Source organism: Marinobacter sp. (assembly GCF_034669625.1).
Lineage (GTDB): Bacteria > Pseudomonadota > Gammaproteobacteria > Pseudomonadales > Oleiphilaceae > Marinobacter.
Genome location: NZ_JAXMOY010000001.1, coordinates 147,819 through 170,071, shown reverse-complemented (window position 1 = coordinate 170,071; position 22,253 = coordinate 147,819). Strand labels below are relative to the sequence as shown.

The 22,253-nt window shown below is 55.6% G+C and carries 19 protein-coding genes; 9 read left to right on the top strand and 10 right to left on the bottom strand.

The window, feature by feature from the left end; all coding sequences use genetic code 11:
• Positions 1 to 40: 40 nt before the first annotated feature.
• Positions 41 to 1,252, bottom strand: coding sequence for a nitrate- and nitrite sensing domain-containing protein (locus VOI14_RS00735; protein ID WP_323750103.1), 1,212 nt, complete (start codon positions 1,250 to 1,252; stop codon positions 41 to 43).
• A gap of 373 nt (positions 1,253 to 1,625) precedes the next feature.
• On the opposite strand from VOI14_RS00735, the gene VOI14_RS00730 reads away from it, so the two are divergent.
• The 4 genes from VOI14_RS00730 (at position 1,626) to VOI14_RS00715 (ending at position 7,881) form a co-directional block, all read left to right on the top strand.
• The gene (locus tag VOI14_RS00730; protein WP_323750102.1) at positions 1,626 to 2,855 is read left to right on the top strand and encodes an NAD(P)/FAD-dependent oxidoreductase; all 1,230 of its coding nucleotides are present in this window, start codon (positions 1,626 to 1,628) and stop codon (positions 2,853 to 2,855) included.
• A 26-nt stretch (positions 2,856 to 2,881) separates the two neighbouring features.
• Entirely contained in the window at positions 2,882 to 5,389 is a 2,508-nt protein-coding gene (gene nirB / locus VOI14_RS00725; protein WP_323750101.1) for a nitrite reductase large subunit NirB, read from the top strand.
• Positions 5,390 to 5,556: 167 nt separating this feature from the next.
• Positions 5,557 to 5,919, top strand: a complete 363-nt coding sequence (gene nirD / locus VOI14_RS00720; protein ID WP_323750100.1) for a nitrite reductase small subunit NirD — start codon at positions 5,557 to 5,559, stop codon at positions 5,917 to 5,919.
• Between the two features lie 84 nt (positions 5,920 to 6,003).
• A complete protein-coding gene (locus tag VOI14_RS00715) occupies positions 6,004 to 7,881 on the top strand; it encodes an MFS transporter (protein ID WP_323750099.1) in 1,878 nt (625 codons plus the stop codon).
• A 21-nt stretch (positions 7,882 to 7,902) separates the two neighbouring features.
• On the opposite strand, the gene VOI14_RS00710 is transcribed toward VOI14_RS00715, so the two are convergent.
• The 4 genes from VOI14_RS00710 to VOI14_RS00695 form a co-directional block, all read right to left on the bottom strand.
• Complete coding sequence (locus VOI14_RS00710) at positions 7,903 to 8,310, bottom strand: TM2 domain-containing protein (protein WP_323750098.1); 408 nt, start codon at positions 8,308 to 8,310, stop codon at positions 7,903 to 7,905.
• 90 nt (positions 8,311 to 8,400) lie between these two features.
• Positions 8,401 to 9,180, bottom strand: coding sequence for a class II glutamine amidotransferase (locus VOI14_RS00705; protein WP_323750097.1), 780 nt, complete (start codon positions 9,178 to 9,180; stop codon positions 8,401 to 8,403).
• A 51-nt stretch (positions 9,181 to 9,231) separates the two neighbouring features.
• Complete coding sequence (locus VOI14_RS00700) at positions 9,232 to 10,338, bottom strand: GGDEF domain-containing protein (RefSeq protein ID WP_323750096.1); 1,107 nt, start codon at positions 10,336 to 10,338, stop codon at positions 9,232 to 9,234.
• A 99-nt stretch (positions 10,339 to 10,437) separates the two neighbouring features.
• Positions 10,438 to 11,253, bottom strand: a complete 816-nt coding sequence (locus VOI14_RS00695) for an SDR family oxidoreductase (protein WP_323750095.1) — start codon at positions 11,251 to 11,253, stop codon at positions 10,438 to 10,440.
• 221 nt (positions 11,254 to 11,474) lie between these two features.
• On the opposite strand from VOI14_RS00695, the gene VOI14_RS00690 reads away from it, so the two are divergent.
• Both VOI14_RS00690 and VOI14_RS00685 read left to right on the top strand, forming a co-directional pair.
• Positions 11,475 to 11,936 carry a nodulation efficiency, NfeD-like protein gene (locus VOI14_RS00690; RefSeq protein WP_323750094.1) on the top strand — a complete coding sequence of 154 codons (462 nt, stop codon included), beginning with the start codon at positions 11,475 to 11,477 and terminating at the stop codon, positions 11,934 to 11,936.
• 2 nt (positions 11,937 to 11,938) lie between these two features.
• On the top strand, positions 11,939 to 12,958 hold the full coding sequence (locus VOI14_RS00685) for an SPFH domain-containing protein (protein WP_323750093.1): 1,020 nt from the start codon (positions 11,939 to 11,941) through the stop codon (positions 12,956 to 12,958).
• 17 nt (positions 12,959 to 12,975) lie between these two features.
• Here VOI14_RS00685 and yfbR read toward each other — a convergent pair whose 3' ends face one another.
• Both yfbR and VOI14_RS00675 read right to left on the bottom strand, forming a co-directional pair.
• Positions 12,976 to 13,578, bottom strand: a complete 603-nt coding sequence (gene yfbR, locus VOI14_RS00680) for a 5'-deoxynucleotidase (protein WP_323750092.1) — start codon at positions 13,576 to 13,578, stop codon at positions 12,976 to 12,978.
• Positions 13,579 to 13,603: 25 nt separating this feature from the next.
• Positions 13,604 to 16,417 carry a DUF748 domain-containing protein gene (locus VOI14_RS00675; RefSeq protein ID WP_323750091.1) on the bottom strand — a complete coding sequence of 938 codons (2,814 nt, stop codon included), beginning with the start codon at positions 16,415 to 16,417 and terminating at the stop codon, positions 13,604 to 13,606.
• A 155-nt stretch (positions 16,418 to 16,572) separates the two neighbouring features.
• Between VOI14_RS00675 and pdxH the strand changes: the two genes are divergently transcribed.
• Genes pdxH through VOI14_RS00660 form a run of 3 tightly spaced genes read left to right on the top strand, consistent with a single transcriptional unit; the run spans position 16,573 to position 18,545 of the window.
• Positions 16,573 to 17,208, top strand: coding sequence for a pyridoxamine 5'-phosphate oxidase (gene pdxH / locus VOI14_RS00670; protein ID WP_323750090.1), 636 nt, complete (start codon positions 16,573 to 16,575; stop codon positions 17,206 to 17,208).
• Positions 17,177 to 17,947, top strand: a complete 771-nt coding sequence (locus VOI14_RS00665) for a 4'-phosphopantetheinyl transferase family protein (protein WP_323750089.1) — start codon at positions 17,177 to 17,179, stop codon at positions 17,945 to 17,947. The genes pdxH and VOI14_RS00665 overlap by 32 nt, the downstream gene beginning before the upstream one ends.
• 13 nt (positions 17,948 to 17,960) lie before the next feature.
• A complete protein-coding gene (locus tag VOI14_RS00660) occupies positions 17,961 to 18,545 on the top strand; it encodes a DNA-3-methyladenine glycosylase I (RefSeq protein WP_323750088.1) in 585 nt (194 codons plus the stop codon).
• A 153-nt stretch (positions 18,546 to 18,698) separates the two neighbouring features.
• Here the strand turns inward: VOI14_RS00660 and VOI14_RS00655 are convergent, their stop codons facing one another.
• The 3 genes from VOI14_RS00655 to ectA form a co-directional block, all read right to left on the bottom strand.
• Complete coding sequence (locus tag VOI14_RS00655) at positions 18,699 to 20,153, bottom strand: aspartate kinase (protein ID WP_323750087.1); 1,455 nt, start codon at positions 20,151 to 20,153, stop codon at positions 18,699 to 18,701.
• A gap of 49 nt (positions 20,154 to 20,202) precedes the next feature.
• A complete protein-coding gene (gene ectB, locus VOI14_RS00650) occupies positions 20,203 to 21,471 on the bottom strand; it encodes a diaminobutyrate--2-oxoglutarate transaminase (protein WP_323750086.1) in 1,269 nt (422 codons plus the stop codon).
• Positions 21,472 to 21,645: 174 nt separating this feature from the next.
• The gene (gene ectA / locus VOI14_RS00645; protein ID WP_323750085.1) at positions 21,646 to 22,161 is read right to left on the bottom strand and encodes a diaminobutyrate acetyltransferase; all 516 of its coding nucleotides are present in this window, start codon (positions 22,159 to 22,161) and stop codon (positions 21,646 to 21,648) included.
• Between the last annotated feature and the right edge of the window lie 92 nt (positions 22,162 to 22,253).

The window sequence follows — 22,253 nt, the reverse complement described above, 5'->3', positions numbered from 1 at the left end:
AATCCCGGGTTTTGCACCAGCAGGGCCCGGGGGTTCGCACTCAAGTCAACACGTTCGCCATGGAGATGAGCGCACGCGCCACCTCCGGCAAGCGCTTACCCTGATCCATTGCCAGCTTGCGCAACACCCGGTGAGCCTCATCGTCATCAATCTTGCGATGCTCCATCAAAAGCAGAACCGCCTTTTCCTGCACCCGCCGGTCCTCCAGCGCTTCTTTCGCACTTTGCAGCTCCTCAGACATCTGCTGCAAACGTTGGTTCTGTTCCTGGATCAAATCCAGGATCGACCGGCTCCCCTGCACTCCTTCCTCAAGGGAAGCCAACAGCGTTGCCTGATCAGCCAATGAACTCCGGGCCTCGGCATAACGCTCCACACAACGATGGTGAAAGGCACTTTCGACCGAATCCTCAATCTTTTTCAGATCGTCCATGCGTTCCGTCATCAACATAAACCAACGTTCCGCCAACTTCGGATCCAGGGGTTTGTAAGGACCGACCGACACACCGATCTGGCGCAGCCGTTCTATCTCAAGCTCGCGCGGGTGCTCGCGAAGTTGCTGCCAAAGCGCAAGACTGCCCTCAGGAGCGTGGGCAACGAACACCTCAAAACAACGATCCTGCGCCTCAAAAAGGTGCACCATGCGCCGTGACAGTGCACGATCGAAGTGCCCTCTGGCAAAACCGTTCGAGCCAGCCGCCCGCTCCTGTCCGCAATACTCTTTCCCGGTCATCACATGAACCATGGCAACGAGGAGGCCCGCAATCGACGGTTCCACGACGGTCTCTGCCGCCTCGCAAACCACTGTAATCAGTTGATGAATGGTCTCACCAAACCAATCGACAACCTCATCCGCCTCGATCGCCTGCTGCTCGATTCGCTGGCGAACGCCTGCAAGCTGCCCCAAGCCGTGCAGTGCACTGGCAATATGGCTGAGCAACGGACTGCTGACCGGATGGCCGATCAACTCTTGCTGGATATCGCTCAAAGCCTGATCGAAGACGGCTGCGTGCTTGTCCGTCTGCTGGATGATGCCCGCTCGCTCACCCGCGCACTGCTGACCGTCCGACCCCAGATATAGACTGGTAACACCTCGCTCACGCTGCAAGCCATGGATCAGGTGCCCGACGCTCTGCACCAATCGTCCCATCAACAAAAAGTACTCCAGACTTCGAACTTCGCATTGCCGCGAAGCGATCAGGAAATCAGCCGCGGTGGCAGTCTGTGATCGGGCCGAACCGGATGTCTTGCTCACGTTATTGCTCCTGTTGTTGCACCAGCTGACAGGTTTCGGGCAACGCTGCCTCTGTCCACCAACGCTTATTCACATCGCTGAACATAAAACTGAGCAATTAACAGACCAGCCTCAGTGGCCCCATCTTCGGGCATCACGCCCTACCAAAGGGCAGCTCTTACAACAGAATCTCGAACCAATATCTGCAAGTCTATGAAATATATAGACTTTAAAAACTGGCACGGAGATCGCATTAGGTAAATCAAGGACGAAACTTCGGCCACGGTTGGCTGAACACTTGATCATTGTTGTTGGCATTGGCGCCGGTTCATCGTGCTTTCTCAGGAAAGCGGGATGCCGGCGTTTTTTTTTGGAATCCGGAAAGGGGCTCATTATGACCGCAACCGAAAACGCTCCCTTGGTGATCTGCGGCCACGGCATGGTGGCTCAGCGCTTGATCGAGCAACTTGTCGCTAATGGTCATCCCTTCAGCAAGATTGTGGTTTTTAACGGAGAGCCGGTTTCGGCCTACAACCGCATCCAGCTGTCCTCCCTGCTGGCCAATGAAATCACTGAGACGGACCTTGTTCTCAAGCCCGATGATTGGTTCTCACAGCACCGGATCCAAGTGCACAACCACACACCGGTCACTCGTATTGATGTTGAACAACGCCAGGTCGAGACTGCGCATGGCCAGTATCAGCCTTATAGCAAGCTGATACTGGCAACCGGTTCGAGTCCGTCCACCCTTGGCATACCGGGCGAAGGTCTAGACGGTGCACTGATGTTTCGCAGCTTGGCGGACACCCGAGCGATGATCGAAAAAGCCGGCAACTACCAACGCGCCGTCGTGATCGGCGGTGGTTTCCTGGGACTCGAAGCGGCCGAAGGCCTGCGCGCAAGAGGCATGGCGGTGACCGTGCTGCACCGAAGCAATCGCATTTTGAACAGGCAACTGGACCCCACCTCCGGCGGTATGCTGAAGACACTGTTAGAGCGTCGCGGCCTCAACATTTTGACCGGTTACGCGCCGAAAGCACTGCTCGGAAAAAAACAGGTGCGGGCGGTTCAACTGCAAGACGATACCGTGCTCGCCACCGATCTGGTGGTGATCGCCACGGGCATTGCTCCGAACACGAAACTGGCTGCCGCAGCCGGCTTGCGCTGTGACCGAGGCATCTGCGTTGATCGCCAGATGCGCACATCCGATTCCTCCATCTACGCACTTGGGGAGTGCAGTCAATTCGGCAACGAGACGTTCGGTCTGGTTGAACCGGGCTTTCATCAGGCACAAGTACTCGCCGAGCACCTCTGCCGGCATGAGGATGGCCAAGGCTTTAAACCGGTTGAAATACCCACACGCCTGAAGATCAGCGGCATTCCCATTTACTCCTGTGGCCGCGTAGAACCGGGCCCGGACACCCAAACCATTCAATGGCGCGATGGCCCCAAGCACCGCTATGGCCGCCTGTTTATCGAACAGGACCGCTTGGTCGGCGCCATGTTGCTCGGCGACACCGCGAACGGCGCTTGGTACACCGATCTGATTCGCAGCGCCCAAGACATTACCGACTACCGAAGCGCCATCGCTTTCGGCAAACCCTATTGTGAAGCAGCAGCGTGAACGCTGCCTTGGGAGAGGAACATACCATGAGTAAACAAACCTTGATCGTGATTGGCAACGGCATGGTCGGCCATCATTTTCTCGAGCAATTCGTCCAGACCCCTGCGGCGGAGTCGTTCCAGATTCTCGTTTTTGGCGAAGAGAAACAACTGGCCTATGACCGGGTTCACCTGTCCGAATACTTCACAGGCTCCAGCCACGCAGACCTGGCTATGGGCACAGCCGATTGGTACGACGATAACGGCATCGACCTCCGCTTGAATGAGCAGGTCACCACCATCGACCGCTGCAATCGGGTGGTCAGCACGCCGAAAGGCATCTATCAGTATGACCAGTTGGTACTCGCGACCGGGTCCTATCCATTCGTACCGCCGATTGCCGGCAATGAGCACGACGGCTGCTTTGTGTACCGCACGCTGGATGATCTGGACGCCATTCGTGCCAGTGCCAACGAAGCCAAAACCGGTGTCGTAGTGGGCGGGGGCTTGCTGGGACTGGAAGCCGCCAACGCCCTAAAAAGCCTTGGTTTGCAAGCCAGTGTCGTGGAATTCGCCCCTCGTCTGATGCCCGTTCAACTGGATGATCAAGGCGGCGCCTTGCTGCGGCACAAGATCGAAGAGTTAGGCGTTCAAGTGCATACCGAGAAGGCAACCAACGCCATCGTGCCGGGCAGTGAGGCCCGCTTGCGCATGAATTTCTCGGATGACAGCCACCTCGAAACCGACCTGATTGTGTTCTCCGCCGGCATCCGGCCTCAGGACACGCTTGCCCGGGATTGCGGTCTCGAGATTGGTGAGCGAGGTGGCATTGTCATTAACAATCAATGCACCACCTCCGACCCCCACATTCATGCAATCGGCGAGTGCGCGCTGTGGAACAACCGTATCTTTGGGCTGGTAGCACCGGGCTACACCATGGCCCGGACGCTCGCGGCGGCCCTCAATAACGACAGCAATGCCGCCTTCACCGGTGCCGACATGAGCACCAAGCTGAAACTCCTGGGCGTGGATGTCGGCTCTATTGGCGATGCTCACGGCCAAACAGCCGGTGCGCGTAATATCCGCTTCCACGATGAGCAGACCGGCCATTACCGGCGCATGGTCGTCAGTCAGGACGGCCAAAAGCTCTTGGGCGCCATTCTGGTAGGCGACAACAGCCACTACGATACCCTGCTGCAATACGCGCTCAACGGTCTGGACTTACCCAGCAACCCGGAAGTGCTGATTTTGCCCGAAAGTGAGGGCGGAGCGCCCACCCTCGGTGCCGATGCACTGCCAGATACAGCGTCCATCTGCTCGTGCCACAACGTCACCAAAGGCGATATCTGTAGTGCCCTTGATGCCGGTTGCACAGACCTCGGAGGAGTAAAGGCCGAGACCAAAGCCAGCACCGGCTGCGGCGGCTGTACGGCGCTCCTGAAAAAGGTGGTCGACAGCGAACTGGAGAAGCGGGGCGTGGAAGTCTGCACCGATCTCTGCGAGCACTTCGCCTACACCCGTCAGGAACTTTTCCATCTGGTGAAAGTAAACGGCATTCGCTCCTTCCACGGGTTGCTCAATCAATACGGTCAGGGTCAGGGCTGCGATATCTGCAAACCCACGGTGGGCTCCATTCTCGCCAGTTGCTGGAACGATCACATTCTGGCCACCGATCATGTGCCTTTGCAGGACACCAATGACACGTTCATGGCCAACATGCAGAAAAACGGCACCTATTCCATCGTGCCGCGCATTCCTGGTGGTGAGATCACACCGGACAAGCTGATTGTGCTGGGTGAGGTGGCCAAGGAATACGACTTGTATACCAAAATCACTGGCGGTCAACGGGTTGATCTGTTCGGGGCCACCCTGAGCGAGTTGCCGGAAATCTGGGAAAAGCTGATCGCTGCGGGTTTCGAGACCGGCCATGCCTATGGCAAGTCGCTGCGTACGGTGAAGTCCTGTGTTGGCAGTACCTGGTGCCGCTATGGCGTGCAGGACAGTGTCGGCATGGCAATCCTGCTAGAGAGCCGCTACAAGGGCCTGAGAGCACCTCACAAGGTGAAGATGGGGGTATCGGGCTGCACTCGGGAGTGTGCCGAGGCGCAAAGCAAGGATTTTGGGGTGATTGCCACGGAGAAGGGCTGGAACTTGTATGTGTGCGGCAATGGCGGCATGCGGCCCCGGCACGCGGACCTGTTCGCGACGGATTTGTCCGATGAAGAGCTGATTCAGGCGATTGACCGGGTTGTAATGTTCTATGTCCGGACGGCGGATCGGTTGCAGCGGACCAGTGTCTGGCTGGAGAACCTTGAAGGCGGTTTGGAGTATCTGAAGCAGGTGGTGCTGGAGGACAGTCTGGGTATTGGTGCAGAGCTGGAGCAGCACATGGAGGAGATTGTCGACACCTATCAGTGCGAGTGGAAGACGGCGGTTGAGGATCCGGAAAAGCGTAAGCGCTTCCGGGAGTTTGTGAATGCGCCGGAGCAGAAGGACCCGGTGCAGCAGTGGACTTCAGAGCGTGGGCAACGTCGGCCTGTTTTGGAATCTGCCTAGAGCTTTGGGTTGGTGCAGAAGCAAGGCGGCATGGGGCTGCTTTCTTCCGGAAAAAATAACTCGCTTTGCTCAGACATCTTTTTCCCTGCAGAAAGCAGCCCCACACCACCTCACTCAGGAACTTATTTGATGGCCCGACGGGGCATGACAGACAGTTGGAGAACGTTATGAAAGCTCGTACTCATTGGGATGTGATTTGTACCGTTGAAGACCTGGTACCCGATTCAGGCATTGCGGTCTGGACCAAAGACGGGCCGGTCGCGGTGTTCTATCTGCCGCATCGCTTGCCGGCGTTGTTTGCGATCAGTCATACCGATCCGTTCAGTGGCTCGAACGTGCTGGCCCGGGGCATAACGGGCGATGTTGAGGGTGAGCCGGTGGTGGCGTCGCCGTTATATAAACAGCATTTCAGTTTGCGCTCCGGAGTTTGTCTCGAGGACGACAGTATTCAGGTTCAAACCTATCCCGTGCTGCTGGATGGCAACCGGATTCTGCTGGAGCTTCCGGTTTCAGCCTCTCAGGCGGCCTGACACAGGCGTTCCAAGGCGCTTGACCAGGTGTGGTGCCGCGTATAGTCTGCGGCAAACCCCCGCGGATTCGGAGTGCCCCAGGTTATGGAAGATCACAGCCAGTTTCGTTTGTTGTCGGAACGGCGGTTTGCACCGTTTTTTGTCACCCAGTTTGCGGGTGCGTTTAACGACAATCTGTTCAAAAACGCTCTTTTGTTGCTGGTGACCTATAACGCCGGCGGGCTGTTTGGGCTGTCTTCCAGCGTGGTGGTCAATCTGGCCGCCATGCTCTTCATCCTGCCTTTCTTCTTGTTTTCTGCCGTCGCGGGCCAGATTGCAGACCGTTATGAGAAATCCGGAATCATTCGCTGGGTCAAGTTCGCGGAGGTCGCGATCATGGCGGTGGCGGCGGTCGGGCTGTGGTTCGGCTGGCATGAGATGTTGTTACTGCTGCTGTTTTTGATGGGGGTTCAGTCCGCCTTTTTTGGTCCAGTGAAGTACGCGATTCTTCCCCAAGCTCTGGATAACTCCGAGTTGGTGGGCGGCAACGCTCTGGTGGAGATGGGCACCTTCGTCGCTATTTTGCTCGGAACGCTGGTAGCCGGGGTGATGATGAAAGCGCCTTTGCCGGGGCCGATGATCGCCATCGCGGTGTTGGTGGTTGCCGGGGCAGGCCTGTTTTCTGCGTTGAAAATTCCCAAGGCCGAGGCTGCGGCGCCGGATCTGAAGATCAACTTCAGCCCGTTGAAAGAAACCTGGAAGCTGATGGCCATTGCCAAAGAAAACCACAACGTGCTGTTGAGCGTTGTGGCCATTTCCTGGTTCTGGTTTTTGGGTGCCGCCTACCTGACCCAGTTCCCCGGCTTCGCCAAGGATGAACTGCTCGGTGATGAAACCGTGGTCACGGTTCTGTTGGCCATTTTTACGGTCGGTATCGCGGTGGGTTCCATGATTTGTGAGCGAATGTCCGGCCACAAGGTGGAGTTGGGCATTGTCCCCATTGGTTCATTGGGGCTGAGTCTGTTCGGTATTGATCTCTACCTGAACATGCCAGCACAGCCGGTACCCTCCGACTGGTGGATGATCTTCACCGATGGCAATTACCGCCGGGTCGCACTGGATCTGTTGGGCATTGGTGTCTCCGGTGGCCTGTTTATCGTGCCGCTGTACGCCTTCGTTCAGCAGGAAACCCCGCCAGAAACCCGGGCCCGCGTGATTGCGGCGCTAAATGTGTTCAATGCCCTGTTTATGGTGGCCAGTGCGCTGTTGGGCATGTTGGTTCTCGGCGTGATCGGGCTCAGCATTCCAGAGTTTTTCCTGGTGTTGTCGATCATGAATCTGATGGTCGCGGCCTTCGTGTACCAGCAGGTACCGGAGTTCGCGTTGCGTTTTGTGATCTGGATGATGTCGCACACGATCTACCGGGTTAAACACCACAATCTGGACCGGATTCCGGAAGAGGGGGCGGCGCTGCTGGTGTGCAATCACGTGTCCTATATGGACGCACCGGTGATCGCCGGCGCGGTGCGCCGTCCGGTTCGCTTTGTGATGGACCACCACATTTTTGCCACGCCGGTGATGGGCACCTTCTTCCGGATGGCCAAAACCATCCCGATCGGCTCGAAAGCGAAGGTACCGGAAATCTACGAAGCGGCGTTTGATAAAATCGACGAGGAACTGGCAGCCGGCAACCTGGTGTGCATTTTTCCGGAAGGTCGACTGACTTCGGATGGCGAAGTCGCGGCGTTCAGGGCCGGGGTGGAGCTAATTTTACAGCGTCGGCCAGTGCCGGTGGTGCCACTGGCCCTTCGGGGCCTGTGGGGAAGCTTTTTCAGTCATTGCGGCGGGCCAGCACTCACGCACTTGCCGAAACGCTTCTGGTCACGCATTCACCTGCTGGCCGAACAGCCGATGAGTCCGGATGCTGCCAGTGCCGAAGTACTGGAGAATACGGTGAAGACCCTGAGAGGACCGCACCCGTGAGCACGGCCCTCCTGCCTGGCATCATCGGAAGCGGACTTCGCTGTTCCGCTCCGAAATCTGGCTATTGAGGGTCCAGAAGTCGTACAACACCCCGATGAAGAACAGACCACCGGTAAACAGGTAAATAATGCCGGTGATCCACTTGCCCATGTACATGCGGTGCACGCCAAAGACCCCCAGGAACGTCAGCAGTACCCAGCCGATGTTGTAGTCGGTTTCGCCTTCCTGGAACCGGCTATCGGCCTCGCGGTCCATTGCCGGGATCAGGAACAAGTCGATGATCCAACCGATAAAGAACAAACCAAGTGTGAAGAACCAGATGGTGCCGGTGATCGGTTTACCGTAATAAAACCGGTGTGACCCCAGAAACCCGAAGATCCAGAGTAAGTATCCGATAATTTTGCTGTGGGTGTTGGTTGTTTCTGACATGTCTGTTCAAGTCCTCGCGAAGGCCGATAACGGCTCGAATATCTGGTGTATAAGCGGCCGCGACCTCAAGGTCACGGCGCCAACGAAACCCTAGCTTTTCGTACTCCCCCTCATCACCACTTCACCCTCACGCCACAGACGCCATTCGCCGGGTTGATAGATGTCCCAGGTTTCATCGGTGGTTAGAGGTTCGGTAACGATCACACTGACCACATCGTTGGGCGTCGTCTCCGCCTCAAAGTCGATGGTGACGTCGGTGTCTTTCAGGCGTGCGGGGCCAAAAGGAGCCCGCCGAGTGATGCTGGCCATTTTAGTGGTGCAGTAGGTAAACAGCCAGTCGCCGTTGCTGAGCAACAGGTTGAAGACGCCCTGGCTGGCGTATTGTGCAGAAAGCTTAACCAGTCGCGCGACGACCTGCTCCAGGCTGTCGTCGCGCTGGCAGTGTGCCCGCAAATGGTTGAGTATGTCGCAAAACAAGGCTTCGCTGTCGGTACTGCCGACCGGTTCGTAAAAGCCCTCCGACGCCCGGAAGCCGGTTAACTGTCCATTGTGCGCAAACACCCAGTAACGACCCCAGAGTTCACGAATGAAAGGGTGGGTATTGGCAAGGCAAATCTCGCCCACGTTCGCCTGCCGAATATGGCAGAGGGCCACTTCACTCTTGATGGGGTGAGTTTGCACCACTTCGGCAAGGCGTGAACTGGCGCTGGCGTCAGAGTCGTGGAAGCACCGAATGCCTTTGCCTTCGTAGAAAGCCACGCCCCAACCATCTTTATGAGGTCCGGTTGCGCCACCCCGGCGAGTCAGACCGGTAAAACTGAAACACAGGTCCGTGGGGGTATTGGCACTCATGGCCAGCAGTTCACACATGGTTCGATAAATCCTCAGGCTGAATAAACGATCGGCATAAGCATACCGTACTCAGCCCATACCTCCAGCCAAGGAGCCTGCAGACGAGTTGGATAACTCAGCAAACGACGAGACAACCTGATTGCGGCCAGCCCGCTTGCCTCGGTATAGGTGCTGATCGGCCACAGAAAACAGAATATCCGCCTGCCGACCATTTTCTGGCCATTGCGCCATGCCAAACGAAGCCGTGACGTTTATATCAGAGTCACCGTAACTCAACTTCCGACCCGCGATACGCTGACGTAGTTCTTCAATCAACTCATAAGCTGCCGTCGGTTGCACATCTCTCAAAATCAGGCCGAACTCTTCACCCCCCAAACGACCAACGAAGTCTGTGGTTCGTAATCGTTCTCGCAGGCATTTGCCGATTTCCTGCAACACAAAGTCTCCCGCATCATGTCCAAGCGTGTCGTTGACGACTTTGAAGTGGTCAAGATCCATCATCACCAAAACAAATGCCGTATTACTGCGTTCACTTTCGGCGATGGTTCGGGTCAGCGTTGACTGAAAGTTCCCGCGATTAGCCAGTCCAGTCAACGCATCGGTCTGGGCGACCTCGATCAAGCGCTGCTCAGCTTCCTCGCGCCGGGCTTCGTACATGTGCATGAACACTTGCATCAAACCGCCGCATAGCACCATGTTCAGTAGGTCTATCATAGCGTCGGCCGTGCCGAGTGTGCCAAGGTAGAAATAGTAGACGGCGCAGCCCAACAGCATAAATGGCACGCTCAACATCATGCCTTCGCGCCGGCCCAGTAACAGATAAGCGAGTGCGGGCATCATCAAGACCCAAACGAACGCCGCCATCGAGACATTGGGCAACAACATGATGCCAATAAAAATTGAGAACAGGGTGAGCAGGTAGCCGTATACCCACCGTTCGAGATATGGAGTGTGATTTATTTTGACCGCGCCAAGAAATGACAAGCTGCCGATGATCACTTCGGCGACGGTTACCCATGGGTAACCGCTGAATAACTGGAGCCCGGCAAACACCATGAACGCCAACCCTGTCACCCAAAACATAACCCGAGCAAGTGATCGTCGGTCATTATCCCGGAGACCCGAACGGCTCTGTTTCAGTGTTTTGCCCAAGTCTGGGCGGTTTGACATATCCATGTTGTCACTTCCCTGGAACAGGCTCCTGTCCTAAATAGTATCGGGGAAGACTGACTATAAAACACTCAAGCAATTTTCCCCTAACTTTTTCGGAAGCGCTCAGGTATAAAGATTCTTACGAGAGAAGCGTTCAACCAAGGGTTGGTAAGCAGCGCCCAACAACCGGTTTATGACGTCAATGCCCCAGGCATCAGGCCCAACCAGAATCCTCGATTCATTTTTCAAAATTCCTTTTACGATAATCTCAGCGGCCTTATCCGGTGTCGTCATGGCCAATTTATCAAAGCCCTTGCGCTGCGCTTCCGCATTTTCAGTTTTTCCCATACGGGCTGAATTGGCGATATTGGTGCGAATACCACCGGGATGCACACAGCTAACCTGAACAGGCTGACCTTCCAGTTTCATTTCTTGTCGCAGTGACTCCGTAAATCCACGCACCGCAAATTTGGCGGCATTGTAGGCGCTCTGTTTAGGCACACCGATAAAGCCAAACACACTGGAAACATTCACCACGTGACCATCACCGGAGGCGATCAGGTGCGGCAGAAAAGCGCGGGTACCATGGGTGACACCCCAGAAATCGATATCCATGATCCACTTGAAATCTTCATCCGTCATCTCGCTAACAGATGCTGATAACGCAACGCCTGCGTTATTGATGACAAGATTGACCGCTCCGAAATCCTCCCGCACCTGTTCAGCATGAGCGTATATCGCGTCACGATCAGAAACATCCAGGCGGTAGGATTTCACCTCTGCTCCATCACAAGCAGCCACAGTTTCTGCCAAACCGACTTCGTTGACGTCAGACAGCGCCAAACGACAACCCTTAGACGCCAATGCTTTGGCGAGCCCTCGGCCAATTCCGGAACCGGCGCCTGTCACCACCGCGACTTTATTTTTGAGATCTTTCATGCGGACAACCTTTCGTCTTGTTGTTGGTTTATCAAGATACTTTAGTACTTCCACACTGTAATGCTTAGCTCGAGCCTTACTATGGCACTATACCTCTCTCAACACGGTCACTCCTGCCACACGACTTGCATGCCATACGTGCCGGCAGTCAGAGACGTCAGCTAATCCTTTGGTTACAATCAAGGTTCTTCTGAATTCATGCCCATCGCTTGGAACTAAATATGGAATGGAGTCTTACCCACTTATGGCTGATTCTGGCCTTAGTCCTCAGTCTTGCTGAGCTCACCTCTGGCGTGCTTTTGCTGCTGGCGCTCGGCTTTGCGGCAGCGCTGACGGCACTGGTGTCTTTTCTGGGCGCCCCGTTTGAATGGCAGCTGGTCACCATGGGCGTCCTGTCCGGCATTCTGGTGCCTGTTGCCATCCGCTGGATACGCCCTCGTTTCTCACCCAAAGGCGTGGCCTATGGCACCACTGGAACCGGTGTCGAACACGGTAAAACGTATCGAACGCTGTTGCGTGACTTCGATGGCGCCACCGGCATCAAGGTTAACGGCGACTTCTATCGCCTGAAACTCGCCGATGGCAGCAGCCCCGAATTACCGGAAGGCACGACAGTGATTTTTGAAAAATTTGATGGCACCACCGCCATCGTGCACCTCGCGCAACCCAAACAGGAAGGTTAATCATGGAAGCATTTATCACTCCAGGGCTGGTTATCAGCTTAATTATTGTCGCTGTTGGCATCTTTATTATTGCCAAAGGCCTGGTCATTATTCGCCAGTCTGAAGTTATGGTGATCGAGCGCCTAGGTTCGTTTAACCGTGTACTCGAGAGCGGGATCAACATCATCATTCCCTTCATCGAAAAACCCCGCCCGATCAGTATGATTCGTTACATGCGCATGGGTGAGGAATATCACCCGGTAACCAGCGATGAGGTCCGTATCGATCGCCGCGAAACCGTCATGGATTTCCCCGGCCAGCCCGTCGTCACCACCGACAACGTGACGGTGAAAATTAACGGTGCCCTGTATTACCAGATCATCGACCCCCGCCGTGCCGTTTACGAAGTCGCCAACATGAGCCAAGCCGTGGAAGTTCTGGCGAAAACCACTCTGCGTTCCGTGGTCGGTAAAATGGAGCTGGATAAGTTGTTTGAATCCCGCAGCGAAGTGAACAGCGCCATTCAGGCAGAAATGGAAGAAGCGGCGTCAAAATGGGGCGTGAAACTGACCCGGGTCGAAGTGCAGGACATCAGCATGCCGGAAGAAGTAGAAGAGGCAATGCGCCTGCAGATGGCCGCCGAACGAAAGCGTCGGGCCACGGTCACTGAGGCCGAAGGTGAAAAAGCCGCAGCCATTGCCATGGCACAGGGCCAGCGGGAGTCCGCCATTCTGAACGCTCAGGGCGATAAGGAATCCGCCATTCTGCGCGCTCAGGGTGAGCAGGAATCCATCCGTCTGGTACTGAATGCCATCGGCGAGAACGAAGATAACAAACGCACGGTTGTGGGCTACCTGCTAGGCCAGAGCTACATCAAAGCCCTGCCGACCATGGCCCAGGAAGGCGAGCGCGTGTTCGTGCCCTATGAATCTTCCGCACTGCTCGGCTCTATGGGCATGTTCCGGGAGCTGGCTGGCAGCCCCGAAGATGTTGTTCGTGAAGGCTTGCGCAGCGGCATGGTCGCCTCAGCCGGCACCAACTGAGATCGCCATAGCGCCCGTTACCCCAGCAAGTGGTCAAGCGGGCGCTCGTAACTGGGCGCGAAGACTTCAAGGAAGTACATCACTTCCGGCGAGGCATCTTCTTGCAGGCGGCGGAGAATCTGCTCCGCTGCCGGCTCGAATTCTTTGTTACCGGTCTGGATTTCGGCCCGACATTTCAACAGCGCAGACAACCGGTCCGCTGACTTGATCAGCTCTTGTTCTTCCTCGGTCCACTGCGATTCCCGCAGGTAGGGCGCAAAAGCATCCTGCAATTCATCTGGCAACAACGCCAACAGCTCGGCTTCGGCTTTGTGTTCGATGTCGCCGAACACTTCCCGCATCACTTTCGAGTGATACTTCACCGGGGTCGGCATGTCGCCGGTAATCACTTCGGTCGCATCGTGGTAGAGCGCAGCTGTCGCAATGCGGTCGGCGTTTACCTGCCCGTCAAATTGATTGTTCCGGATCAGTGCCAACGCATGGGCAATGGTGGCTACTTCCCACGAGTGAGTAGCCACGTTTTCTTCGATGGCATTGCGCATCAGGCCCCAGCGTTTGATCCAACGCAGCCGGGACACATACGCAAAAAAATGGCTAACAGGCGTTTTTCTCAGACTCATTCCAGGCTTCCTGTTCGATTCACGGTCAGCGAACATCCAGTGTAAAAGGCACGATCACGTTACCTTGCTCGTCCAACTCAGACTGTTGCTGGGTCTCTAATGTGAAAAGCTGATCTCCGGGCACACCGTGGGTATCCTGCAATAGCCGATGGATGGCTTGCCCGCGTTTGGTGGCCAGTTGACCCAACGCCTCCGGTCGCAGTTGGCGTTCACCCGACAGGTATTTCTGCTGCACTTTCGCCCAGGCTTCCTCCGTGACCGCTTCACCGTTTGCCTTCATACGCTCATTCAGTAACGCCAGGCCATCCGCTTTGGGCGCCGCGGCGCCACGAATACTCAACAACAAATCGGGCCGGTCGTTCAGCGCTTTGGCCAGAGCCGCGATCTTTTCCGCCTCGCCGTCCGCCAAGGCGATTTTACCGGGCACAAAACTGACCCGGCCCAGCTCTTCACCGCTTAAGCCGGCAAAATCAGCCAAAGAACCCAACATACTGAATGGGGACGCCGCAGCTTTGACCAGAAGGTTTACAAAGGTGCGCATCACCACCTGACCGATCTGAAATTCCGGGTCCGCGATATCCCCGTCAACGGGCAAATCAACTTCAATGATGCCTTGCCGGTCTGTCAGCAGAGCCAGGCCCAGCTTCACCGGCGCCTTCACCGCCTCTTCACTGGCTACTGACTGGCCCAGCCGCATCTGATCCAAAACCAGTCGGTTCGAGGCCTTCAAGTTCGAGCCCGTAATTTCATAATCCAGCTCAAGATCCAATTTTCCGGCATCTACGGCGTAGCCCAAATAGCGACCCAGGTAGGGCGAAAGTACCGGTAGCGACAAACCCTGCATCGTGAGCTTCAGATCGCTGGTTTCATCCGTGCCCAACGCGCCCAATGTGCCCTCGAATTTCACCGGGGCGCCACCGGCTAATTCACCTTTCAAATTCACCAGCCCCTGCTGAGGCGGCACGTTACTGATACCGCTCACAGAACCTGACAGAGCTTCAAAGGTGGTGCTGAAAGCAGGATTGAGGGTCCGGTCTGTGTAACCGACCGAGCCTTGGTCAATGAGCAACTCGCCGATCCGGAAAATAAATCCGGGTTTGTCAGCCTCTTCGGCAGCTGCGTCTTCTTGGGCTGAATCGCCCGACGCAAGCGAATCCGGGCCAACTTTAACAATGCTCTCAACATTGTGGGCACCGCCTTCTACCCGAACCAAATTGAGGGCGGGCTGTTCAAGCGTCACCGTGCCAATCTCCAAACGGGCAGGGTTCACGTTGTATTCCACCGGGGCCAATCGAAGCAATTGCCAGGACAACAGCCGGCCGCGTTGGTTTGGAAGGCGCAGGTCTAGACCGGTTATCTGTGCCGTGCCGTTGAACGTACCCGTCACTGGAGTATCTTGGCCATCAAGATCCAGGTTGCCATCGAAACCTAACTTGCCATCCAACACCGCCAAATTAGCTCCGAGCTGAACATAAGGCTCCATCGCTTTCAGTGCGACGCCAGACCCGGACAAGTCTGCTTCGAAATTAAACGGGGCTGGCGTTAGCTGCCCTCTAGCCATCAACTGGCCACCACTGGCCAGTTTGGTCGACAGGTTGTAAGAAACCGGTTCATCCAGACGGTGCGACAATTCATCGAGGGTGACCACCAAATCCACCAACTCCAGCTCAGCGGTTTGGGCGGCGGCCTCATCACGCCAGCGGACACGACCCTGATTCAATGCTACCCCTTGCACTTCCCAGCGGAATGCCGGCCCCGCGCTCTGCCCCCCTTCGGCCTCTGGCTCTGTGTCGACAGTCGGCAACGAAGCTTGCCAGTCGATACGGCCGTCAGCGCCCCGAGTTGCTGACACAAAGGGCTGATCGATCGTGACCATGCCCACCTGAGCTTCGTTCCGGGTAAGATCGAATCCGATGCCATCGACGGACAGCTCTGCCAAGCTCAGCGCCGGCTCTTCGCTGTCTTCTGCCAGAGCCAAAGCCAACGTCTTAACCTGCAAAGTGCCGTTCGACGTTTCCAACTGGAAACCACGCTCGTTACTAAGCCAATAATCGGATTCAACCGTGATCAGCCCATCCTGGAGTTGCCAAGACAGGCGCGGTTTGAGGTACTTAGCCAGGGTTTGATAACTCACCCCAGAAAATCGAACCCGACCCTCAGAGTACAACGGGTTGAGACTCAGCTCGCCCTCCCATTCAAGGGTCTGCTCACCGATGGCGGCGATGATTGAATAGCGGCTATCCTCTTTACCTCGCGACCATGTGGCGAGGTCGTCAACCGCCAGATCAAGCGGTTCAACCTGCAACTCGACGGTTTCCTCCTGAGTGAAATCCCGGAACAATAACCGGCCATCCTCAATGGCCAAATGCCGGAAATAGAGTTTTGGCGGCTCCCTGGTTTCTTGTTCCGAATCGGAGGGCTCATCTTCTGGCGTCGGGTTCGCTCGCGCCCAGTCCCGGGCAAAGTTAACGGAGTAATCATCCAGCAGATCTAAACGCACGTCTGGTTTAGTCAGCTGTATTTCATCGAACCCGACAACCCCCCTGGCAAGCTGCAAGACATCCAGGTTCACTCGCAAGCGCTCAAACGCCGCAACCGAGCTGTCCTCTGAATCTTGAGCAGAAAACGCATCAACCTCCAGACTGAAGACAAATGGGTTGAAGCGGATGTCAGAAACTTGTGCCTGCCACCCCATTCTTTGCTCCAACTGGTTCGGCAGCTGTTTTTCAAGCCACCACGGCAGTAACAGGAAGCCTGCCAGCGCATACAGCACCAGCAACGCACACAACCCGATCAACAGGTTTCTTACCCAATGACTTCCTGGCGCTGATTGGCCCACAAAACACTCCCTTCTTCAGTCTGCTCAAACGCAATGATGATCTCTCAAGCATAGCGTTGACACCCTGCCTTTGTCAGCCAGACCTGACAGAGGCAGGCGAACCCTATATCCTCAACACCTTACTACTCCTGTGACCGCCAACGGAGAAAAGCTGTATGGATATCGGCGATATGCGTCGGGACTTTGAAAGTGAGGGCCTGGACCGGGAACATTTGAATGACGACCCGGTAATTCAATTCCAGGATTGGTTCGAGGACAGTCGCAAGGCAGGCATTCTAGAACCCAATGCCATGTCCCTAGCCACCAGTGGCGCAGACCAGATGCCCGATATTCGAACGGTATTGCTGAAGTACTTCGACGAACGCGGCTTCGTTTTTTACACCAACTACGGTAGCCGAAAAGCCCGCGAACTCGACGAAAATCCCCGCGCAGCGCTGCTCTTTCCGTGGATCGGCCTGAACCGTCAGGTCCGGATTCAAGGCACCGTCGAGAAAGTCAGCAAATCGGAATCGCTGAGGTACTTTACCTCCAGACCTCGAGGCAGCCAGATTGGCGCCTGGGTTTCCGAACAAAGCAAAGCCATTACATCGCGGGGTTTACTCGAGCAAAAAGTTGCGGAAATGAAACGCAAGTTCAGCTCCGGCGAAATTCCTCTCCCTGATTTCTGGGGTGGATACCGAGTGGTGCCGGAGCGAATTGAATTCTGGCAAGGACGACCAAGCCGGCTTCACGACCGCTTTGAATACGTGAGAGACGCGAATGCTTGGACAATCGAACGACTGCAACCCTGATACCCCTCACATCTGGCTGTGTCACCAAAGCAAGCAGGTACCGGACTCCTTACCGGACTGGCTGACGTCTTTTGAGCGCCAGACGCTGGCAAAGCTTGAAGGCCCGCGGCGTGGCGAATACCTGTCCAGCCGCTGGCTGATCCGGCAGGGTTTGAGCAACATCAGTGGCAAACCGGCAGAGCAGTGTCTGCCTGTCGATGGTCGGCCCGTTGCCTCACAGTTTCCGCCGGGCTGGCACCTGTCACTCAGTCACAGTCGAGGGCTCAATGCCGTTGTTATTGGCCCGACGCCCTTGGGCATTGATATCGAGCCCAGCCAGCGTAAGCCCGATTGGCAGGGAGTGGCCAAACGCTGGTTTTCGCCGGTTGAGCAGGAATGGTTGCTGAGGGCAAACGACCCCTACAACTTCCTCAAGGTATGGACCCTGAAAGAAGCCTGGTTGAAGGCTACCCGCCGTGGCATCGCGGGCAATTTGCAGACCCTGGAAGTCCGGCAAGACTTCGAGCTGTATGGTGATCAACCCGACTGTCAGTGGCGCAGCTACTGCTGCTACGTCGAAGGGTTTCTCGCCACGCTGGTGTATCAAAGTAACGATCCCGATAGAGAAACCAGCTGTCCGGCCGTTACCCTGCTGGAGCCACCACCCGAGGATTACAACCTTGCGCCGGCAGAGCCTCTGGATACCCATTTGGACCCACTCTACCACCGGACGATTCGTGCCAAACGCCAGACCCGCTGACTCAGGAACGACTATGCGCGAGACTCAACAACGGTGCCCATGGTGCGGCACCGACCCCCTCTACGTGCACTACCACGATACCGTCTGGGGTCGGCCCGAGTATGATGATCAGGCGCTGTTTGAGAAACTGTGTCTGGACGGGCAGCAAGCCGGGCTCAGCTGGTTAACCATTTTGCGCAAACACGATACCTACCGAGCCGCTTACGCCAACTTTGATCCGAACCAAATTGCACGTTTCACCGAGCAGGATCAGGCTCGGCTGCTGACTGATCCCGGTATTATCCGGAACCGCCTGAAAGTTCAGTCGATTATTCGAAACGCACGGGCCTATCTGGCGCTGCAAGAGCAGGGCATGCGGTTTTCAGAGTTCCTATGGCAGTTCGTGGAACATCGTCCGAGACAAAACCATTGGCGCTCTACTGACGACGTCCCGGTGACCACGCCCGAAGCCGAAGCCATGTCGAAAGCCTTGAAGAAGGCCGGTTTCAATTTTGTTGGCCCCACAATCGTCTACGCGTTCATGCAGGCAACCGGCATGGTCAACGACCATTTGGTGAGCTGCAAAGCGCATCAGGAATGTCGGGAACTGTCGCTTTAGGTTGCTGAGGTCAAACCAAAGAAGGAAATCCGGGAAGGGGTGATCGAACACACCCGGCCATCTATAAAACGGCCGACCGGGGCGTCCGATCGGGAGGCAAGACAACCTCCATTACCCGCAGACGAAGCGACCGTGTTCGCCTGCGGGTAATTTTCAGGGCGTCGTAGACGCCGCGACAATCGCATACTCGTGGTTGTGAGGCTCGATAAGGGCACCGTGCAACGCAGAGATAGCGGAGTCATAGTGGTCTTCATCGATCACGAACTGAATGTCCACCTGGCGCATGCACTGGTGAATCGCCAGTACACTGATGCCTTTGTCCGCCAACGATTTCACGGAACGGGCCAGAATACCCGGCACTTTCATGTCACTACCAATGGCCGACACCAGCGCCACCTTTCGAGTGCTCAGCTCAGCATTCGGGAAGGCTTCTTCCATCGCTTTCACCACACGCTTCACATGCTTAAGCGTTGTATCCACATAGTGGGTAATGGTGTTGGCGTTGGTATCTTTGGAGATAAAGCGCACTTTGTAGCGCGCCAGGATATCCAACAATGCACGGTCGGAACCCGGTTCACCCTGCATGTCCTGATCGAATACTTCGATCGCAAACACACCCTTGGCACCCGCAATGATCTCAACTTGCGGCTTCTCACTGACGTAGTCGCCGGTGATCAAGGTACCGGTGTGATCCGGCTCAAAAGTATTCATCACCCGCAGAGGAATCTCGTTCTGGCGCAAGCCCTTACCGGCACGTGGGTGGATCGCTTCCATGCCGAGGTTGGCCAGCTGGTCTGCCACGTCGTAATTGGTTCGGCCGAGCGGAACCACCTTTTCTTCGCCCACGATGTTCGGATCGGCTGAACTCAGGTGATATTCTTTGTGGATAATCGCTTCGCAGGCGTTGGTCATGACGGCGACGCGACTGAACGTCATCTCGCTGTAGCCTCGGTCAAAGGTGCGCATCAGACCTTCTTTACACTGAGCGTAGCCCGTTACGATGGGCAGCTCACGGCTGAGATCGACATTGTCGAATGCCTGTTGCAACTTCTCGTCAAGAGGCAGCAGTTCACTGTCACGCCAGCCGGTCAGATCAACAAAACGGGCGTTGATGCCTTCTTGCTGAAGTTTCAGTGCCGTGTTAAACGCGCTGTGGGCTTCGCCGATGCCCGCCAGCATCTCCCGTACCGTCAGGAGATGCTCTTCCAGCTGGAACTGGCCGTAGGAACATAGGCGCTGCAGGTCAATCAGGCAGCCCCGAACACCTTCAATGCGGTCGGTGATGAACTGGTCAGCCTGCTGCTTCAGCATCGGATCGTTAAACAGGTCACCGTTGATGTCAGTCAGCAGTTTGATCAAGTTGGTGAGGTCATCACCCCAAGCCCAATCGGACTCAGCATCGGCAAACAAGGCGTAAACACCTGGTTCGCCAGTTTTCTTGTGCTCCAGCAATTCGTTGGTGACACCGCCATAGGCCGAAACAACGAAAATCCGCTGGTAGAGGTCCGCCTTATCGCGATTACCAATGATAATATTGTCGCGTACGGCCTCATAATTGCTCATTGAGGTACCGCCGATTTTCTCGACGGTGTGCTGTGCCGTAGTCATAGTTTTGCCTCTGTCATCTACAGAATAGGACTAAATGAGTGCGGGCGCCTTAAGACGCTTCGCTGATTCCTTTCTGCATGATTTCATCGACACTTTCGCCCAACAGTTGGGCACCACGACGCAGATCGTCTTCACTGGTGGTCAATGGCATCAGGCACTTGATCACTTCATCGTTCGGACCACTGGTCTCGATGATCAGACCTTTCTCGAACGCAAGCTGGGTGATCGGAGCGGTGACATCCGCATTCGTTGCTTCGATACCACGCATCAAACCACGACCTTTAACCTTGAACTCACCCGGATAACGGTCGCAGATAGCCTGCAGCTCGTCACCCAACAGCTTGGACTTCGCCTTCACGGAATCCGAAAACGCATTGTCTTTCCAGTAGGTATCAATGGCTGCACGCGCGGTGACGAAGGCCATATTGTTACCGCGGAAGGTACCGTTGTGCTCACCGGACTCCCAGATATCCAGCTCTGGCTTGAACAGTACCAGCGCCATCGGCAGGCCGTAACCACTCAGGGACTTCGAAACCGTTACGATGTCTGGCTTGATGCCCGCAAATTCGAAGCTGAAAAACTCACCCGTACGACCATTACCGGCCTGGATATCGTCTAGAATCAGCAGGATGTCATGCTTCTCGCACAGCTCGGACAAACCTTTCAGCCATTCAGCTCGGGCCGCGTTCAGACCACCTTCACCCTGAACCGCTTCCACGATGACTGCGGCGGGCGTTTCAATACCAGAAGAGCTGTCTGACAGCACCTTGTCCATGATCGCCAGGGAATCCACATCTTCACCCAGATAACCGTCATAGAACATGAAGTCGACATTGCCCAGCGGCATGCCTACACCACCACGGTGGTGTTTGTTACCGGTTGCAGCCACGGCTCCGGTCGTTACACCGTGAAAACCGTTGGTGAAGGAAATGATGTTGGTACGACCTTTCACCTTACGAGCCAGTTTCATCGCGGCTTCGACACAGTTGGTACCGGTCGGGCCGGTGAACTGCATTTTGTAGTTCAAGCCACGGGGCTGAAGGATGTTCTTCTTGTAGGACTTCATGAAGTCCTGCTTGGCAGTCGTGAACAGATCCAGACCCTGGCTCACACCGTCTGCCTCGATGTACTCGAGCAACGCTGTCTTCAGAATGTCGTTGTTATGGCCGTAGTTCAATGAACCGGCACCGGCCAGAAAATCCAGGTACTGCTTGCCATCTTCGGTGTACAAATGCGCGTTCTTGGCGCGGTTAAAAACCACCGGAAAGGCGCGGGAATAAACACGTACTTCGGATTCTGTAGACTTAAAAATTTCCATTGTCTTGCCTCTTAGCATAGTAGGTTCGAGGTTGTGCTCGGCGGTTTGCTGGTAAAACGTGTCGGTCGCAACAAACCTACCGGGCGTTTATTTCAGCCACATAACAGGCCCACCTCGGGCGGCCCGGGCTGTTTTAAATCGCGGTCAGAATTCACTAGCTGTGAATCAGAGCTCTCAGACAGGCTTTGTAAAAGGTCCGATGCGCAGCAAGAACTCGGAATCGTGCTTGCCACCAAAATGGGTGCCTTTCTCAAAGTGCTCGTGGTAGGTGAGCTCTGCACCTAAATCACGGGCGAACGAGCGGAACAGTGCCCAAGAAGCCTCATTGTCTTCCGTAATCGTGGTTTCCAAATGGGTAACACCCTTACAAGTGTCACGACCCACGATTTCTTTCAGCATCCGCTTGGCCAGACCTTGTCCACGACCTTTCTCGTGCACGGCCACCTGCCAGACAAATACTGTTTCGGGCTGTTGGGGAGGGATGTATCCGGATATAAAGCCGACCAAATCGCCGTCTTTCTCCGCGGCCACGCCGGTTTCGGCAAAGTGGCTACACTGCAGGAGGTTGCAGTAAATCGAGTTGGGATCCAGCGGAGGACATTCCGCCACCAACTGGTGGAGTCTAAAGCCATCATCCTTGGTAGGTTTCCGCAGGGTGATGGCGGTGGTATTCGATCCTTCTGAGGTCATAACATTGTCAATTCGCGTCAAAATTCAGGGTCAAATTATATAGACCACGAAATATATTTCAAGCGAAGCGTCTGAAAGGGTCATATACGCTC

Coding starts and splice junctions, on each gene's coding strand:
- nirD (WP_323750100.1), top strand. CDS start 5,557: ATGAAAGCTCGTACTCATTGGGATGTGATTTGTACCGTTGAAGACCTG.
- VOI14_RS00705 (WP_323750097.1), bottom strand. CDS start 9,180: ATGTGTGAACTGCTGGCCATGAGTGCCAATACCCCCACGGACCTGTGT.
- yfbR (WP_323750092.1), bottom strand. CDS start 13,578: ATGAGTCTGAGAAAAACGCCTGTTAGCCATTTTTTTGCGTATGTGTCC.
- VOI14_RS00690 (WP_323750094.1), top strand. CDS start 11,475: ATGGAATGGAGTCTTACCCACTTATGGCTGATTCTGGCCTTAGTCCTC.
- VOI14_RS00710 (WP_323750098.1), bottom strand. CDS start 8,310: ATGTCAGAAACAACCAACACCCACAGCAAAATTATCGGATACTTACTC.
- VOI14_RS00655 (WP_323750087.1), bottom strand. CDS start 20,153: ATGACTACGGCACAGCACACCGTCGAGAAAATCGGCGGTACCTCAATG.
- ectB (WP_323750086.1), bottom strand. CDS start 21,471: ATGGAAATTTTTAAGTCTACAGAATCCGAAGTACGTGTTTATTCCCGC.
- ectA (WP_323750085.1), bottom strand. CDS start 22,161: ATGACCTCAGAAGGATCGAATACCACCGCCATCACCCTGCGGAAACCT.
- VOI14_RS00660 (WP_323750088.1), top strand. CDS start 17,961: ATGCGCGAGACTCAACAACGGTGCCCATGGTGCGGCACCGACCCCCTC.
- nirB (WP_323750101.1), top strand. CDS start 2,882: ATGAGTAAACAAACCTTGATCGTGATTGGCAACGGCATGGTCGGCCAT.
- VOI14_RS00700 (WP_323750096.1), bottom strand. CDS start 10,338: ATGGATATGTCAAACCGCCCAGACTTGGGCAAAACACTGAAACAGAGC.
- VOI14_RS00665 (WP_323750089.1), top strand. CDS start 17,177: ATGCTTGGACAATCGAACGACTGCAACCCTGATACCCCTCACATCTGG.
- VOI14_RS00730 (WP_323750102.1), top strand. CDS start 1,626: ATGACCGCAACCGAAAACGCTCCCTTGGTGATCTGCGGCCACGGCATG.
- VOI14_RS00715 (WP_323750099.1), top strand. CDS start 6,004: ATGGAAGATCACAGCCAGTTTCGTTTGTTGTCGGAACGGCGGTTTGCA.
- VOI14_RS00685 (WP_323750093.1), top strand. CDS start 11,939: ATGGAAGCATTTATCACTCCAGGGCTGGTTATCAGCTTAATTATTGTC.
- VOI14_RS00695 (WP_323750095.1), bottom strand. CDS start 11,253: ATGAAAGATCTCAAAAATAAAGTCGCGGTGGTGACAGGCGCCGGTTCC.
- pdxH (WP_323750090.1), top strand. CDS start 16,573: ATGGATATCGGCGATATGCGTCGGGACTTTGAAAGTGAGGGCCTGGAC.